The sequence below is a fragment of the Fulvimarina fulva genome (genome assembly GCF_039652615.1).
Lineage (GTDB): Bacteria > Pseudomonadota > Alphaproteobacteria > Rhizobiales > Rhizobiaceae > Fulvimarina.
This window is the reverse complement of sequence record NZ_JBDJAC010000001.1, coordinates 58,025-71,437: the sequence shown is the minus strand read 5'-3', so window position 1 is coordinate 71,437 and position 13,413 is coordinate 58,025. Positions and strand designations below refer to the sequence as shown.

The window sequence follows — 13,413 nt, the reverse complement described above, 5'->3', positions numbered from 1 at the left end:
AAGCGCTTCTGGTTCAGCCGCAGTCAAAGATGCGAAGATCGAACAGATCCTACCAGAGCGAGTAGCGCAGGCCGACCGAGATCGCATGCCGGTCGAAACCATTGTCCTTCTGCTCAAGCCGGAACACATCGCCATCCGCGATATGGGTGACGCTCATCCCCGGCATATCCGCTCCGTCGATATTGGAGTAACGGTAGCCAACATCGAGCTTCAGGCTCTTGTTGATGTCGTAGGAAACACCCGCCATCAACGAGTAGGTGAAGCGCCAATCATCGGTTTCCTGCGGTTCGTAGACGAACGTGTTGCCGAAGGTGCAGTCGCCGCCAAGATAAGAGCAGGTCGTCTGATCGATATTGACATGGGTCGCCCCGACACCGGCGCCGACATAGGGCGTCAGACCGACATAGGTTCCAAGATCGAAATAGCCATTCGCCATCAACTGCCAGGCCGTCAGATCACCGGAACGCAGGTTGTCGAAGGTGCCGTCGGCGATGTTGACATCGGTCTCGAAGCGTGTGGCGGTGACATCCGTCCGCAGGTAATCGGTAAAGCGATAGCCGGCACCGAGAGTAAATTCAGCGCCCCCCTCGATATCGAGCTCTCTGTAGCTGCCCTGACCGAACCGTGTTTGCGTGCCGTTGTAGTAGCGATCGACCGTCCAGTCCGCATCGGTCGTGCTTTCGAAAGCGTAGCCGACATCGCCGCGCAGATACCAACCATTGCCGATCTCGACGGGCTGCAATTCCGGCGCGGTCTCATAGATCGGTGTGGAATAGATCGGCGGCAGGTCAGCGGCCTGTGCGGCGGTCCATCCGAGCAACGCTACGCTCGCGACAAGCGCCGCATTCAGTTTTGTCGACATGTCGGCATCCCCCTGCTTCAAGGCGGTTCGTCGATCCGCGATCGAGTGAACGTTGGGGCCACCATGGCGCTAAAGCGTTAAGAGCTGATTAACCCTATCTCTTAACCATGATTTTTCCGCGTCGTGGTTCGCCGCAACCAGGGAGCTTGCCCATGCGGCGCGCGCATTCGGTCCATGGAGCCGCACCGGACCTTCCGATGTTTCCCCGGACGTTCCGATGCATTAGAGAACGCGGAATTGAACGAGATCGAACCCGGCGAAACCATGAGCGAAACCGTCATCGACGACAATCTGAGCCGCGCTGCGGGAAGCCGCGAAGCCTACAGGCCATCGAGCCCTGTCGCCGAGTTCGGCGTCGACGAGCCCCTGCGCCTCGATGCCGGCATCGATCTCGCCCCGTTTCGGATCGCCTACAACACCTATGGCGAACTCAATGCGGACAAGTCGAACGCGATCCTGATCTGCCATGCGCTGACCATGGACCACTATCCGGCGAGCCCCTCCCCAACCACCGGCAAGCCGGGCTGGTGGTCTTCCCTCATCGGCGAGGGAAAGCCGATCGACACCTCGAAGTTCTTCGTCATCTGCTCGAACGTCATCGGCGGGTGCGGCGGCTCGACCGGACCGGCCTCGATCGAACCCGATGGCGGCGACCCATACGGCTTGAACCTGCCCGTCATCACCATCCGCGACATGGTGAGGGCCCAGAAGATGCTCGTCGAGCGTTTCGGCATCGATAGGCTCTTTGCCGTTGTGGGCGGTTCCATGGGCGGGATGCAGGTCCTCCAGTGGACCGTCAGCTATCCCGACAAGGTATTCGCCGCCGTCCCGATCGCGACAGGCGCGCGCCATTCGGCGCAGAACATCGCCTTTCACGAGATCGGCCGCCAGGCGGTCATGGCCGATCCCGAATGGTATGGCGGGCGCTATTTCGCCAAAGGCAAGCGTCCCACCAAGGGTCTCGCCGTCGCGCGGATGACGGCCCATGTAACCTATCTTTCCGAGTTGGCGCTGCATCGCAAGTTCGGCCGAAATCTTCAGGATCGAGAGACCTTCGGCTACGGCTTCGACGCCGACTTCCAGATCGAAAGCTATCTCAGGCACCAGGGCTCGACCTTCGTCGACCGGTTCGATGCCAACTCCTATCTCTATCTCACCCGGGCCATGGACTATTTCGACATCGCCGCCGATTTCGATGGCCTTCTCGCCAACGCCTTTCAGGGCTCGAAGACGCGGTTCTGCCTCATCTCGTTTTCATCCGACTGGCTGTTCCCGACGGCGGAGAGCCGCGAGATCGTCCATGCGCTCAATGCGGCGGCGGCATCGGTCTCCTTCGTCGAGGTCGAGACCGACAAGGGGCATGATGCGTTTCTTCTGGACGAGCCGGATTTCTATCGGGCCATGGACGGTTTCCTGTCGTCTGCGGCACGCGCACGGGGGCTGAGCGAATGAGCGCGATCGATCTCAACGGCGAAGCCACCACCGCGACCGTCGCCGCGCCGCCGAGCGCGCGTGTCGATCTCGATATCATCGCCGAACTGGTGACCCCGGGCAGCCGCGTTCTCGACGTCGGATGCGGCGACGGCTCCCTGCTCCAGCTGCTCGAGGCGCGCCGCAAGGTGGACGGGCGCGGGGTCGAGTTATCGCAGGCCGGCGTGAACGACTGCGTTGCGCGCGGTCTGTCGGTCATTCAGGGCGATGCGGACCGCGATCTCATACATTATCCCGATCAGTCTTTCGACTATGTGATCCTCTCGCAGACGATCCAGGCGACGCGCAATCCGAAGGAAGTGCTTTCCCAGCTCCTCAGGATCGGAGAACGCGCGATCGTCTCCTTCCCGAATTTCGGCCATCTCAAGATCCGGGCCGCCCTCATGTTCGGGGGCCGGATGCCGGTCACGAAGAACCTGCCGCAACCCTGGTACGACACCCCGAACATCCACTACTGCACGATCCGCGACTTCGCGGAGCTTGCGGCAGAGCTTGGCGCGGAGGTGGAGACCGCTCAGGCCATCAACGCGACCGGCCAGAAGATGGCGATGGCAATGCCCTGGTCGTTCTGGAACCTGTTCGGCCAGCAAGCGGTCTTCGTTCTGAAGCGATAGCACGTCTGACTTACGAGCACGCTTTCGGTCCGCCAGATCCATGCTAACGTCGTGGATATCGACGTGGCCGGGGAGTGCGCGAGGGATGAAGAAACTCAGAACAGTCGCCGCGCGCCTGATAGCCGCCGGGACGCTGGCGACGACAGGCGTGCTTTCCGCGATAGACGCGCAGGCTCAGGATGCCGACGAAACGACCTATCTGCCCTATGACGGCACGATGGCCTGGGACGAAAGCAGTTTCGGCAAGACCTTCGAGGGCGACGACTGGCGCGTAACGCTGCGCAAGATGGGAACCAACGAGACGTCCCGAAGCGTCGCCGACATCTCCCGCGAGGGCGGGCCATCACAACTGTTCGACCTCTTCGATGGCGAATACAACCCGCGCGGCGAGATCGGTCTCCAGCCACTCACGTCCGATGGGCAGACGCTTTTCCTCACCTATTATTCCGGCGGTGCACATTGCTGCACGTCGATCGTGTTCTTTCGCGAACGGGGCGGCGAGATCGAGAAGCTGGACTTCGGCGACTACGACGGCGGCGGCGCCCTTTTCGAAGACATTGACGGGGACGGCACGAGGGAGATCATCACGGTCGATCAGCGCTTTCTCTATTTCTTCGACAGCTACGCCGCCTCTTTGGCGCCGACACGCATCCACAAGCTCGAACCGGACGGCCTTCAGGATGTCACCGACGTTCAGTGGTATCGGCCCTATCTGCGAAAGGAGTACATCAACGATCTGAACCGGCTGATGAATTCCCAAAGTAACGGGGATTTCGACGGCTCCCTTCCGCAGGGCCTCGTCGCCGGTCTCATCGCGGAAGGCGCTCAACTCGGCGTCTGGCGCGCGACGGCCGCGATGATGCCGCAAGACGTGCTTTCCGGGGTTCGAGAGGACTGGTCCCTAACCTGTCCTTCCGACGTCTGCAGCGAGGAACGGGAATTTTCGACGCTGAACGAGGCGCTGGACACCATCCTGCCAGCTTGGGGCTATCCAAGGGAAGAGCCACTTCCGCAAGACGTTCAGGCCTATTTCGCTCCACTGTTCGGCTCCCGTTTCGGATCCGTGCACGAGAACAGCGAACTGGGCTGCGATCTCGGTCCCATCGCGTTTTCCGAAGGCCCCGATGGCGCGAATGTCGCCTATTCGGCCTACGAAAGCGCCTGTACGTTCGACAAGGGATCCGTCGGCGAGACGACGTCGATGGTCGAGGGGCTCTGCTCTGGCGAGGGCATGTCGTGGTTCGGCTGGTTCGTCTTCGAACACAGCGGCGATACCCTTCGGCGCACGGACTGGTCGAGCGATCCGGCGCAGGCTTTGACCTCGCCCCGCCTTTCCGAATTCCGCCGCTGCCCGAAGAACTAGAAGAAGCTCACCGTGTTGCCTCCGGGCGGATAACGAGGCAACACATCATTCGTGTCACTCAAAGCCCGCCTCGCCCTGACCTTTGCCATCGCGTTCGTCGCCATCATCTCGATTGGTGCGGTCCTCGCCTATGAACAGGCGCGGGACTCGATCGCTTCCGAACTGAAAGCTGCCGAGACGAGCGCGGAGAACCGCGTGGCGCAACTCATCGCCGAACTCCCCGCCACGCGCGATGTGCAGGGCAAGCTCCAGGGTTTCATCCGCTCCCATAACGGCGATCGCGACGTGCGGATGATGCTCATCGATGCGCGCGGCGAAGTGCGCGCGACCTCCCAGCCGGCAGAGGTCTATCGCGGACTGCCGCACTGGTTCGTCACGCTGCTCGCCCCGCCACAGCCGACCCGGATTATCCCACTCAGCGGGCTTGCGGCGCCGGTCGTCGCGGTCGTCGTCTCCATCGATCCACGCAACGAAATCGCCGAGACCTGGAGCGATGCGGTCAATGTCGTGATGATCCTGGTCGCCTTCGTCCTCATCACCTTTGCGGCGATCTGGCTGGTGGTCGATGCCTCACTCAAGTCGATCGGCGCCATTCAGAGAGCCCATGAGCGGATCGGGGCCGGAGAGACCGCCGTGCAGATCGTGCCCAAGGGCCCACCGGAACTGCGTGACCTCGCCAAAGGCCTTAATCGGATGGCCATCCGCCTCGACGAAGCCTCGATCGCAAACCGGCGATTGTCCGAACAGCTTCAGCGTCTGCAGGACGAGGAGCGGGCGGCACTGGCGCGCGATCTTCACGACGATGTCGGCCCGCTTCTTTTCGCCATCGATGTCGAGGCCGGCGCGATCGCGCGCAAGCTCCCGAAGGACGAGAAGGACGGAACGGCGGAGCGCGCGCAGGCCATCAAGACCAGCGCGGCCGAGGCCCGCAAGGCCGTGCGGCGCATCCTCACCGAACTGAGGCCGGGCGTCATGCCCGGTCTTGGCCTGAAGGCGGCGCTCGAAGACCACCTTGCGACACTTGGTGAAAGGCATCCGAACGTGACGTTTAAGCTGGAGGCGGAGGATGACACCTATCCGGCCCCTGTCGAAACGACGATGTTCAGGGCGATCCGTGAAGCGGTTCACAACGCCCTCAAACACGGGCTGCCAACGCGCATCGCGGTCAAACTGAGAAAGACGGAGAACGCGCTCACCTTCACCGTTCGCGACGACGGCGGCGGCTTTCCCGAGGGGAGACAGAAAAACGGCTTCGGGATCATCGGCATGCGCGAGCGCCTTGAGACGGCAGGCGGCTCTCTTGAAGTCGGCGAAGTGCTTCTTCCCGCTGGCGTTCGCGTCAAAGGAAGCATACCTCTCTCGCGACAGGAAGATTCGGCTGCATCAGGAGGAAACGGGATGGGGCACGAGACGTGAAGATACTCATCGTCGACGACCACACGGTCGTTCGGGACGGCGTCAAGCGTCTGGTCGATACGCTCGGCGTCGTCGAATTCGGGGAAGCGGAAACACCGGCGGAGGCGCTGACGGAGTTTCGCCGGCTGCGGCCGGACGTGACCGTTCTCGACATCAATCTCAAGAACGGAAGTGGCCTCGAAGTCCTGCGACGGCTGAAAGCGGACACCCCGACGGCGAGGATCGTCGTCTTCTCGATGTATTCCGATATCGCCTATGCCGCATCGGCACGGCGCGAGGGCGCGTTGGGTTATGTGGCCAAGAGCGCATCCTCCGACGAACTCCTCGTCGCGATCGAGCAGGCGCTTGAGGGCAAAACCTATACGGACACGGAGACGGCGGCGCTCATGAGCGAGCAGCCGCAGAATGCAGGCCTCGAAACCCTTACCCGGCGCGAATTGCAGATCCTCCAGATGCTTGGCGAGGGCAACAGCCTGTCGGAGATCGCGGACGGACTCGGCATCGCCTACAAGACGGCCGCCAACACCGCGACCAAGCTGAAGGAAAAGCTCGGACTCGATCGGACGGCCGACCTCGTGCGCTTTGCCCTCGAAACCCGGGGTGGGCGAATGCTTGTGGCTGCACAGAAGGCCGATTCGTAACCGGAAAGTCAGGCAGCACCGCACCCCGTTGAAGAACACGGGAAGTAATCCCGTTGTCGCAACCTTGCGGCCGCCACATCCTGCAAACAGTCACCGCCGCTTTGCCGCGTCTCCCAAGGTGCAGTGAAGCGGTGGTGACACGTTTCGCCCGCAGGCGAAGCATCGGACCGCTTTGATTCTTGATGCTTCTCTCAAGCTGCGGGCCTCGACGATTGTCGGTGACACCCTCACCACAAACCGAGATTGAACAGGAAGGATCGACGATGATCAAACGCCTCGTGCTTGCCTCCGCCTTCGCCGCCGCCTCGACCGTCGCATTTGCCCAGGACAGCGACGACACCGTTGAGGAAATGGCATCCGACGAAGAAGTTCAGATGGTGAACGAAACGCTGTCCAAGATCGGCTGCGAAGCAACGGCTGTGGAGAAAGAGAGCGACAATCTCTTCGAAGTCGACGATGCGACCTGTGAAATTGGCCAATACGACATCAAGTTGAACGGCGATTATCAGATCACGGTCATGTCGATCGACGAATAAGAAGAGCCCGCAAAACCGGCTGCGGCTCAGCTTTGCCTCGATCGCAGCAGCCTTTCCGGACTTTGAAGTGACTATCGGAACGCCTCGGCGTTCCGACCCCAAGGGAGGACCGATGAAAAACCTTTTGGTTTCCAGTGCAATCGCCGGAGCGTTGATGCTCGCCGGCACGCCCGCTTTCGCCTACAAGATCTTCGTGTCGAATGAGAAGGGCAACGACATCACGGTTCTCGATTCGGAGAACTTCGAGGTGGTCGACACCTTCGATGTCGGTCAGAGACCCCGCGGCATCGCGGTGAGCCCGGACGGCAAGAGCCTCTATGTCTGCACGTCCGACGACGACATCATCAAGGAATTCTCGACCGACACCTACGAGTTCATCCGCACCCTGCCGTCCGGTCCCGATCCCGAACTTCTGGTCGTCTCGCCCGACGGAACGCGGCTTTATGCGGCCAACGAGGACGACAATCTGGTGACGGTGATCAATCTGGAAACCGGGTCCCGCGTGATCGAAATTCCAGTGGGCGTCGAACCGGAGGGAATGGGCATTTCCCCGGATGGCCAGACGATCGTCAACACCTCGGAAACGACGAACATGGCCCATTTCATCGACAGGGATTCTCAGCAGATCACGGCGAATGTGCTTGTCGATTCCCGCCCGCGCTTTGCACAATACAAGTCGGATGGGTCGGAAATCTGGGTCTCGGCCGAGATTGGCGGCACCGTTTCGGTCATCGATGCCGAGACCAAGCAGATCAAGAAAAAGATAACCTTCGAGATCCAGGGCATTCGCTCCGAGGCAATCCAGCCGGTCGGCGTGCGGATTACGCCGGACGACACCAAGGCCTATGTCGCGCTTGGCCCCGCCAACCGTGTCGCGGTCGTCGATGCCAACACCTATGAGGTGCTGGACTATCTCCTCGTCGGCCAGCGCGTCTGGCAGCTCGCCTTCTCGCCGGACGCCGAATACCTCTTCACGACGAACGGCATCTCCAACGACATCTCCATTGTCGACGTCTCCGAGGACGAGGTCATCAAATCGGTGCAGGTCGGCCAGCAGCCCTGGGGCGTTGCCGTCGCCGATGTCGAATAGGCTCGAAAGGGCCATCACCTCGCAAGACCTGAATACAGCAGACTGGAGGAAACATGCTGAACACCAAACTCTGGCTCGCCCTCATGGCATCGAGCCTCATCCTCGCACCGGCGGCCCATGCCCAGGACAACACGTCCGGTTCATCGGAAAGCATGTCGGAATCGAGCGCTTCGAGCGATGCAGCCGCATCCTCAAACGCGGATGACGACGATGAGACATCAGGCGCATCCGCTGATATGGACGATGACGACGATGATGACGACGTCGCATCCGGTGACATGGTCCCGCCCGCAAGCGAGCTCAATATGGCGCCGGGCTCGGAGATGATGCCGGCAGCAGCCCTCAACGGCGACCAGATCGGCCTTCCGCCGGTTTCCCTGTCTTCCCAGATCATCACGCCCCTCGTCATCGGCGAGGACGGTGAGCCTTACGCGGTCAGTGCCAAGGACTTCGTGCTGCGCGCCGGCCAACCCTATCGCTGGGACATCGTGTCCGAGGGCGGCGTCGAGTATAAGTGGCACGCGCCGGACTTCTTCCGGAACGTCTGGAACAACCAGATCGTCATCGAGGATCGCGAGATCCACATGGACGGTTCGCCCGCATGGCTGGAATTCGATACCCAGGGGCCGATCACGGTTCAGTTCCAGACCATTCGCCCCGGCCGCTATGAATGGTATGTGGAAGGGCTCGCGGACGAAGAGCACGACATGAAAGGCACGATCACGGTCGTCCCGTAAGCCTTTGTCGACGCATTGAACATCGGGACGGCGCGCTTTTCGCGCCGTGCCAGCATTGGGAGGCATATCGCGTGGCCAATACGGCTGACGTTTCGACGACATCAGCGCCGCTCGCCCTGAAGGTGGACGGCGTCAGCCATTCCTACGGCTCACGAAAGGCGCTGGACGATGTCTCGTTTTCCGTGCCGCAAGGCTCGTTTACCGCACTGCTCGGCCCGAACGGCGCAGGCAAGTCGACCCTCTTCTCGCTGATCACGCGCCTCTTCAACACGCGGCAAGGCGAGATCAGCATTCTCGGCTTTCCCTTGCGCGGCCAGTCGACGGAAGCCCTCCGCCGGCTCGGCGTCGTCTTTCAGGCGCGCACGCTCGATCTCGACCTCTCGATCAGGCAGAACCTCGTGTATCACGCCGCGCTGCACGGTATCGGCCGCAAGGCCGCAGAAGACCGCATCGGCGAAATCCTGAAAAATTCCGAACTCTCCGAACGGCTCGGCGAGAAGGCGCGCAGCCTATCCGGAGGGCAGCTTCGGCGCATCGAGATCGTTCGCGCCTTCATCCATCGCCCTCGCCTCATCCTGCTCGACGAACCGACCACCGGTCTCGATATCAAATCTCGCGCCGAAATCGTCTCTGAGGTTCGCCGGCTTGTGGAAGAGGAGAACGTCTCCGTCCTCTGGGCGACCCATCTGATCGACGAGATCGACGCATCGGACCGGGTTGTCGTCCTCCATCGCGGAACGGTTCTCGCCGAAGGCTCGGTCGAGGACGTGACCGAAGCCGAGAACGCGGAATCGATCCACGACGCCTTCACACGGTTGACCGGCCTTGCAGGGCAAGATCAGTCCAGGCAGATGGAGATTCTGGCATGAGCGAGGCCGTCTCAACCGAGAGTTCCGCCACTGGCTCGCCGTCCTACGGGGAAGAAGCGACAGGTTTTTCCGCACGGGCCTATGCCATCTGCGCCGGCGGCATCATCTGGCGCGAGGCCCTGCGCTTCCTGCACCAGCGCGAGCGCTTCGTGTCCGCTCTGGTGCGCCCGCTTCTCTGGCTCTTCATCTTCGCCGCAGGTTTCCGGCAGGTGCTCGGCGTCTCGATCGTCCCGCCTTACCAGACCTACATCCTCTATGAGGTCTACATCACGCCGGGCCTGATCGGCATGATCCTTCTCTTCAACGGTATGCAGTCCTCGCTTTCCATGGTCTACGACCGGGAGACGGGGACCATGAAGACGCTTCTTGTCTCGCCCCTGCCCCGTTGGTTCCTGCTCGTCTCGAAGCTCGCTGCGGGCGTCGCGGTCGGCATCCTGCAGGTTTACGTCTTCCTAGCGATCGCCTGGTTCTGGGAGGTCCGCCCGAACTGGATCGGCTACGTCTACGTCCTGCCGGCCCTCATCCTGACGGGGTTGATGCTCGGCTCGCTCGGCATGCTCCTCTCCTCGCTCGTCCAGCAGCTGGAGAACTTCGCGGGCGTCATGAACTTCGTGATCTTCCCGATGTATTTCGCCTCCTCGGCGCTCTATCCCTTGTGGCGCGTTCAGGAATCGAGCCCGCTTCTCTACACGATCTGCCTGTTCAACCCGTTCACCCATGCGGTGGAGCTCGTGCGCTTCGCCCTTTATCAACAGTTCAATCTGCAAGCGTTTCTCATCGTGACGGGCTGCACCGTGTTCTTCCTCGGTGCAGCGATCATCGCCTACGACCCGGCGCGCGGCACCATCGCGCGCAAGAAGCAGGGTTGATCGAAACCGGGCTGTTTGAAGCCCGGCAACGCAGAGAAACCATACGAATTTGGGAGGCTCATTCGATGACGATCAAGACCATTTCGCTGAGGCTGACGCGCTCAGCCACCTTCATGGCGGCGGGGCTTTGCCTCGCACTGGTCCAGCCGGCCTTTGCCCAGCGCGACGAGAGCCAGCCGCGCGCAATCCCTGAAGGGTTCGTGCTGCCGGGTCCGGCACCGACGAACGCGCCCGACGCCAATCCCGACGGAACCGTGCCCGGCACGGAAAACCAGAGCGGAACCAGCAAAGACGGAGATCCAGCTTCTCCCGATAGTGGTAGCGCCGCCGCGACGTCCCAAGGCGGCACGCTCGCCCCAGCGACGCCGACCGTCGTCGGCGAAGGACGCACAGCCGCCAATCCGATGGCCTTCGCCACGGCACCGGAAACCGGAACCACCGATTGGCCCTGCGTCCAGCGACAGGTCGAGACGATCCAGCCCGCGCAGATGTGGGCCGGACCCGATCTTTCCCTTGGAAACGACGTGGAACGGACGCCCGAAATGCGCGCCATCGTGGACCGCGCGATTGCCCGGCGCATCTCCGGCGAGGAAGCCCGGAAGCTGGTGCGCGATTATATCGACACAATGCCTGAAGCCGATCGCAAGAAGGTTGCCGCTGCACTGTTCACCGATATGCTCGACCGCCTGAATGCCGAGCGCGGCCAGGTGATGAACGGCATCCTGCGCTACGGCTCGCGCCAGAAGCAGCTCGCCGAAACCCTCCGCGAGAAATCACGGCGGATGGCGGAGATTCGCCGGGAAGGCGACGCCACGGCCTTTGCCGATATCCGCGAAGAAATGCAATGGGACACGCGCATCTTCGATGATCGACGCAAGTCACTCACCTATGTCTGTGAAGTGCCGATCCTGATCGAACAGCGTGCGTTTTCGCTCGGACGCGAGTTGAGCCGTAATCTCGGCTGAAACCGGCGGCCGGGAACGAAGCCGGCAGGCAAAGCCTACCGGCTCAGCGCCTTCAAACCGAGACGGATGAGTTTGGCGCTGTCGGCGCCCTCGCCCGCTTCCTTGATCGCGGTCGCGACGGCAGTCGCGGCCTGATCGCGCGGATAGCCAAGATTGGTGAGCGCCGAGACCGCATCCGCTACCGGCGCAGAGGCTGTGCCGCCGCCGATGTCGCGCTTCAGCCCGAAGCTCTCCTCCGATCCCGCCCCCGAAAAGGCCGGTGCGCGGTCCTTCAGTTCGGCAACGATCCGCTGGGCGACCTTGGGACCGACGCCTGGCGTGCGCGCGACCATCGCCTTGTCCTGAAGCGCGACGGCATTGGCAAGGTCGCCCGGCGCGAGGGTGCCAATTACCGCAAGCGCCACCTTCGAGCCGACACCCTGAACGGTCTGAAGCAGGCGAAACCAGTCCCTCTCGGACGCTGAGGCGAACCCGTAAAGCCGGATCATGTCCTCGCGCACGATGGTCTCGATAAAGAGCACGACCGCCTCGCCGACGCCTGTCAGGCTTGAAAGCGTCCGCGCTCCACAGAAGGCCACATATCCGACCCCATGGACGTCGACGACCACGTGATCCTCGCCGATCTCTTCGACCGTCCCCTTGAGCTTGCCGATCATACCGTGCCTTCCGGCGTCATGATTTCGAGATCCGGAAAATAGCTGCGATACCGCACGGGATCGCGCGTCAGCAGCCGGTGCCCGCCGACAAGCGCGTGGGCGCCGATCAGAAAGTCCGGCAGCGTTCGATCGCGCCGGCCACCGCGCTGGCGATAAAGGCGGTGAGCCTGACCGGCGGGATAAGCGGCAGCAAAGGGAAACGCTTCACGGCGATATGCAAACACGGAGTAGATAGCCTCTATGTCGATGTCGGGACCAAGGCCGGCAGTCAATTCAGCCCACACGACGGCGCTCAGAATCACCGGCCCTTCCCCAAGCGCCAGCACAATGGATTTCGCGGATGCGTCGAATCGCGGGCTGGGTTCAGTAAGATCGATCCAGATATTCGTATCAATCAGGGTCGACATCGTCTCGAGGCCCCCTCAGCCAGTCGACATAAGTCTTGCCATCCATGCCGTTGAACAAATTCTGACCTTGAAATTGGCTGAAATGCCGACGCATAGCCTCGACCCGTTCATCGAAACCCTGTTTGGCGTTGACGAGATAGACGTCGTCCCCGCTCTGAACGAAGTCCACCTCGCTGCCCGGCCCGATTCCGAGCTTGTCCCGGATCGGCTTGGGGATTGTTACCTGCCCCTTTTCAGTCACGCGCATCGGGTCCGGCTCCGGTAATACCGTCTCGGTAATACCTACCCAAGAAACGAGAACAAGTCAAGAACGCGAACGACGCACCTCAGCGCCCGGCCATCGCCAGTCGAGATTGCGCCGATTGGCGGTGATGGGTGTGGCAGATCGCAATCGCAATCGCGTCGGCCGCATCATCCGTGTCGAAAGTCGCCTTCGGCATCAGCACGTTGACCATCATGTGGATCTGCTTCTTGTCGCCGTGCCCGACGCCGATGACGGCCTTCTTCACAGCGTTGGGCGCATATTCGGCAACCGGAATTCCGGCCAGCGATGGCACAAGAAGGGCGATGCCCCGCGCCTGTCCGAGCTTCAGGGTCGCCACCGCGTCCTTGTTGACGAAGGTCTGCTCGACCGCCGCCTCGTCAGGCCGGTAGGCATGAACGATCTCGCTCAAGCCGTCATGAAGTTGCTTGAGACGCGAGGCAAGATCGCATTTGGCATCGGAGGTGACCGTTCCGCTCGCAACGAAGCGCAGGGAATTGCCCTGCGTCTCCACGATGCCCCAGCCCGTGCGCCTCAATCCCGGATCGATGCCGATGATGCGAATGGGTATCTCCTGCAACATGATGGACGCGTTCCCCATTTGGTTATCACACCAGTGGAGGAATGGCATCCGA

16 protein-coding genes are annotated in these 13,413 nt (G+C 61.8%); 11 read left to right on the top strand and 5 right to left on the bottom strand.

Features of this window, described 5'->3' with window-relative positions; genetic code table 11:
• Window positions 1-49: 49 nt before the first annotated feature.
• Window positions 50-862, bottom strand: a complete 813-nt coding sequence (locus ABDX79_RS00305) for an outer membrane protein (protein ID WP_346218266.1) — start codon at window positions 860-862, stop codon at window positions 50-52.
• 264 nt (window positions 863-1,126) lie between these two features.
• Here ABDX79_RS00305 and metX point away from each other — a divergent pair, with 264 nt between their 5' ends.
• The 11 genes from metX (at window position 1,127) to ABDX79_RS00250 (ending at window position 11,453) form a co-directional block, all read left to right on the top strand.
• Window positions 1,127-2,314 carry a homoserine O-acetyltransferase MetX gene (gene metX, locus ABDX79_RS00300; protein WP_346218867.1) on the top strand — a complete coding sequence of 396 codons (1,188 nt, stop codon included), beginning with the start codon at window positions 1,127-1,129 and terminating at the stop codon, window positions 2,312-2,314.
• Window positions 2,311-2,967: a methionine biosynthesis protein MetW gene (gene metW / locus ABDX79_RS00295; RefSeq protein ID WP_346218265.1), complete on the top strand. Its 657-nt coding sequence runs from the start codon at window positions 2,311-2,313 to the stop codon at window positions 2,965-2,967. The genes metX and metW overlap by 4 nt, the downstream gene beginning before the upstream one ends.
• Window positions 2,968-3,052: 85 nt before the next feature.
• Window positions 3,053-4,330, top strand: coding sequence for a hypothetical protein (locus ABDX79_RS00290; protein ID WP_346218264.1), 1,278 nt, complete (start codon window positions 3,053-3,055; stop codon window positions 4,328-4,330).
• Window positions 4,331-4,381: 51 nt separating this feature from the next.
• Window positions 4,382-5,746: a sensor histidine kinase gene (locus tag ABDX79_RS00285; protein ID WP_346218263.1), complete on the top strand. Its 1,365-nt coding sequence runs from the start codon at window positions 4,382-4,384 to the stop codon at window positions 5,744-5,746.
• A complete protein-coding gene (locus ABDX79_RS00280) occupies window positions 5,743-6,387 on the top strand; it encodes a response regulator transcription factor (RefSeq protein WP_346218262.1) in 645 nt (214 codons plus the stop codon). The genes ABDX79_RS00285 and ABDX79_RS00280 overlap by 4 nt, the downstream gene beginning before the upstream one ends.
• 263 nt (window positions 6,388-6,650) lie before the next feature.
• Entirely contained in the window at window positions 6,651-6,923 is a 273-nt protein-coding gene (locus ABDX79_RS00275) for a hypothetical protein (protein ID WP_346218261.1), read from the top strand.
• Window positions 6,924-7,035: 112 nt separating this feature from the next.
• Window positions 7,036-8,013, top strand: a complete 978-nt coding sequence (locus ABDX79_RS00270) for a PQQ-dependent catabolism-associated beta-propeller protein (protein ID WP_346218260.1) — start codon at window positions 7,036-7,038, stop codon at window positions 8,011-8,013.
• A 53-nt stretch (window positions 8,014-8,066) separates the two neighbouring features.
• Entirely contained in the window at window positions 8,067-8,750 is a 684-nt protein-coding gene (locus ABDX79_RS00265) for a hypothetical protein (RefSeq protein ID WP_346218259.1), read from the top strand.
• A 71-nt stretch (window positions 8,751-8,821) separates the two neighbouring features.
• Complete coding sequence (locus ABDX79_RS00260; RefSeq protein WP_346218258.1) at window positions 8,822-9,619, top strand: ABC transporter ATP-binding protein; 798 nt, start codon at window positions 8,822-8,824, stop codon at window positions 9,617-9,619.
• Complete coding sequence (locus ABDX79_RS00255; protein ID WP_346218257.1) at window positions 9,616-10,488, top strand: ABC transporter permease; 873 nt, start codon at window positions 9,616-9,618, stop codon at window positions 10,486-10,488. Before ABDX79_RS00260 ends, ABDX79_RS00255 begins: the two co-directional genes overlap by 4 nt.
• A gap of 65 nt (window positions 10,489-10,553) precedes the next feature.
• Window positions 10,554-11,453: a hypothetical protein gene (locus ABDX79_RS00250; protein WP_346218256.1), complete on the top strand. Its 900-nt coding sequence runs from the start codon at window positions 10,554-10,556 to the stop codon at window positions 11,451-11,453.
• Window positions 11,454-11,488: 35 nt separating this feature from the next.
• Here ABDX79_RS00250 and ruvA read toward each other — a convergent pair whose 3' ends face one another.
• The 4 genes from ruvA to ruvC form a co-directional block, all read right to left on the bottom strand.
• On the bottom strand, window positions 11,489-12,109 hold the full coding sequence (ruvA, locus tag ABDX79_RS00245) for a Holliday junction branch migration protein RuvA (protein ID WP_346218255.1): 621 nt from the start codon (window positions 12,107-12,109) through the stop codon (window positions 11,489-11,491).
• The gene (locus tag ABDX79_RS00240; RefSeq protein ID WP_346218254.1) at window positions 12,106-12,516 is read right to left on the bottom strand and encodes a type II toxin-antitoxin system VapC family toxin; all 411 of its coding nucleotides are present in this window, start codon (window positions 12,514-12,516) and stop codon (window positions 12,106-12,108) included. Before ABDX79_RS00240 ends, ruvA begins: the two co-directional genes overlap by 4 nt.
• Window positions 12,500-12,763: an AbrB/MazE/SpoVT family DNA-binding domain-containing protein gene (locus ABDX79_RS00235; protein WP_346218253.1), complete on the bottom strand. Its 264-nt coding sequence runs from the start codon at window positions 12,761-12,763 to the stop codon at window positions 12,500-12,502. Before ABDX79_RS00235 ends, ABDX79_RS00240 begins: the two co-directional genes overlap by 17 nt.
• A 79-nt stretch (window positions 12,764-12,842) precedes the next feature.
• On the bottom strand, window positions 12,843-13,361 hold the full coding sequence (gene ruvC / locus ABDX79_RS00230) for a crossover junction endodeoxyribonuclease RuvC (RefSeq protein WP_346218252.1): 519 nt from the start codon (window positions 13,359-13,361) through the stop codon (window positions 12,843-12,845).
• Window positions 13,362-13,413 lie beyond the last annotated feature (52 nt).

Coding starts and splice junctions, on each gene's coding strand:
- ABDX79_RS00305 (WP_346218266.1), bottom strand. CDS start 862: ATGTCGACAAAACTGAATGCGGCGCTTGTCGCGAGCGTAGCGTTGCTC.
- metX (WP_346218867.1), top strand. CDS start 1,127: ATGAGCGAAACCGTCATCGACGACAATCTGAGCCGCGCTGCGGGAAGC.
- metW (WP_346218265.1), top strand. CDS start 2,311: ATGAGCGCGATCGATCTCAACGGCGAAGCCACCACCGCGACCGTCGCC.
- ABDX79_RS00290 (WP_346218264.1), top strand. CDS start 3,053: ATGAAGAAACTCAGAACAGTCGCCGCGCGCCTGATAGCCGCCGGGACG.
- ABDX79_RS00275 (WP_346218261.1), top strand. CDS start 6,651: ATGATCAAACGCCTCGTGCTTGCCTCCGCCTTCGCCGCCGCCTCGACC.
- ABDX79_RS00270 (WP_346218260.1), top strand. CDS start 7,036: ATGAAAAACCTTTTGGTTTCCAGTGCAATCGCCGGAGCGTTGATGCTC.
- ABDX79_RS00265 (WP_346218259.1), top strand. CDS start 8,067: ATGCTGAACACCAAACTCTGGCTCGCCCTCATGGCATCGAGCCTCATC.
- ABDX79_RS00255 (WP_346218257.1), top strand. CDS start 9,616: ATGAGCGAGGCCGTCTCAACCGAGAGTTCCGCCACTGGCTCGCCGTCC.
- ABDX79_RS00250 (WP_346218256.1), top strand. CDS start 10,554: ATGACGATCAAGACCATTTCGCTGAGGCTGACGCGCTCAGCCACCTTC.
- ruvA (WP_346218255.1), bottom strand. CDS start 12,109: ATGATCGGCAAGCTCAAGGGGACGGTCGAAGAGATCGGCGAGGATCAC.
- ABDX79_RS00240 (WP_346218254.1), bottom strand. CDS start 12,516: ATGTCGACCCTGATTGATACGAATATCTGGATCGATCTTACTGAACCC.
- ABDX79_RS00235 (WP_346218253.1), bottom strand. CDS start 12,763: ATGCGCGTGACTGAAAAGGGGCAGGTAACAATCCCCAAGCCGATCCGG.
- ruvC (WP_346218252.1), bottom strand. CDS start 13,361: ATGTTGCAGGAGATACCCATTCGCATCATCGGCATCGATCCGGGATTG.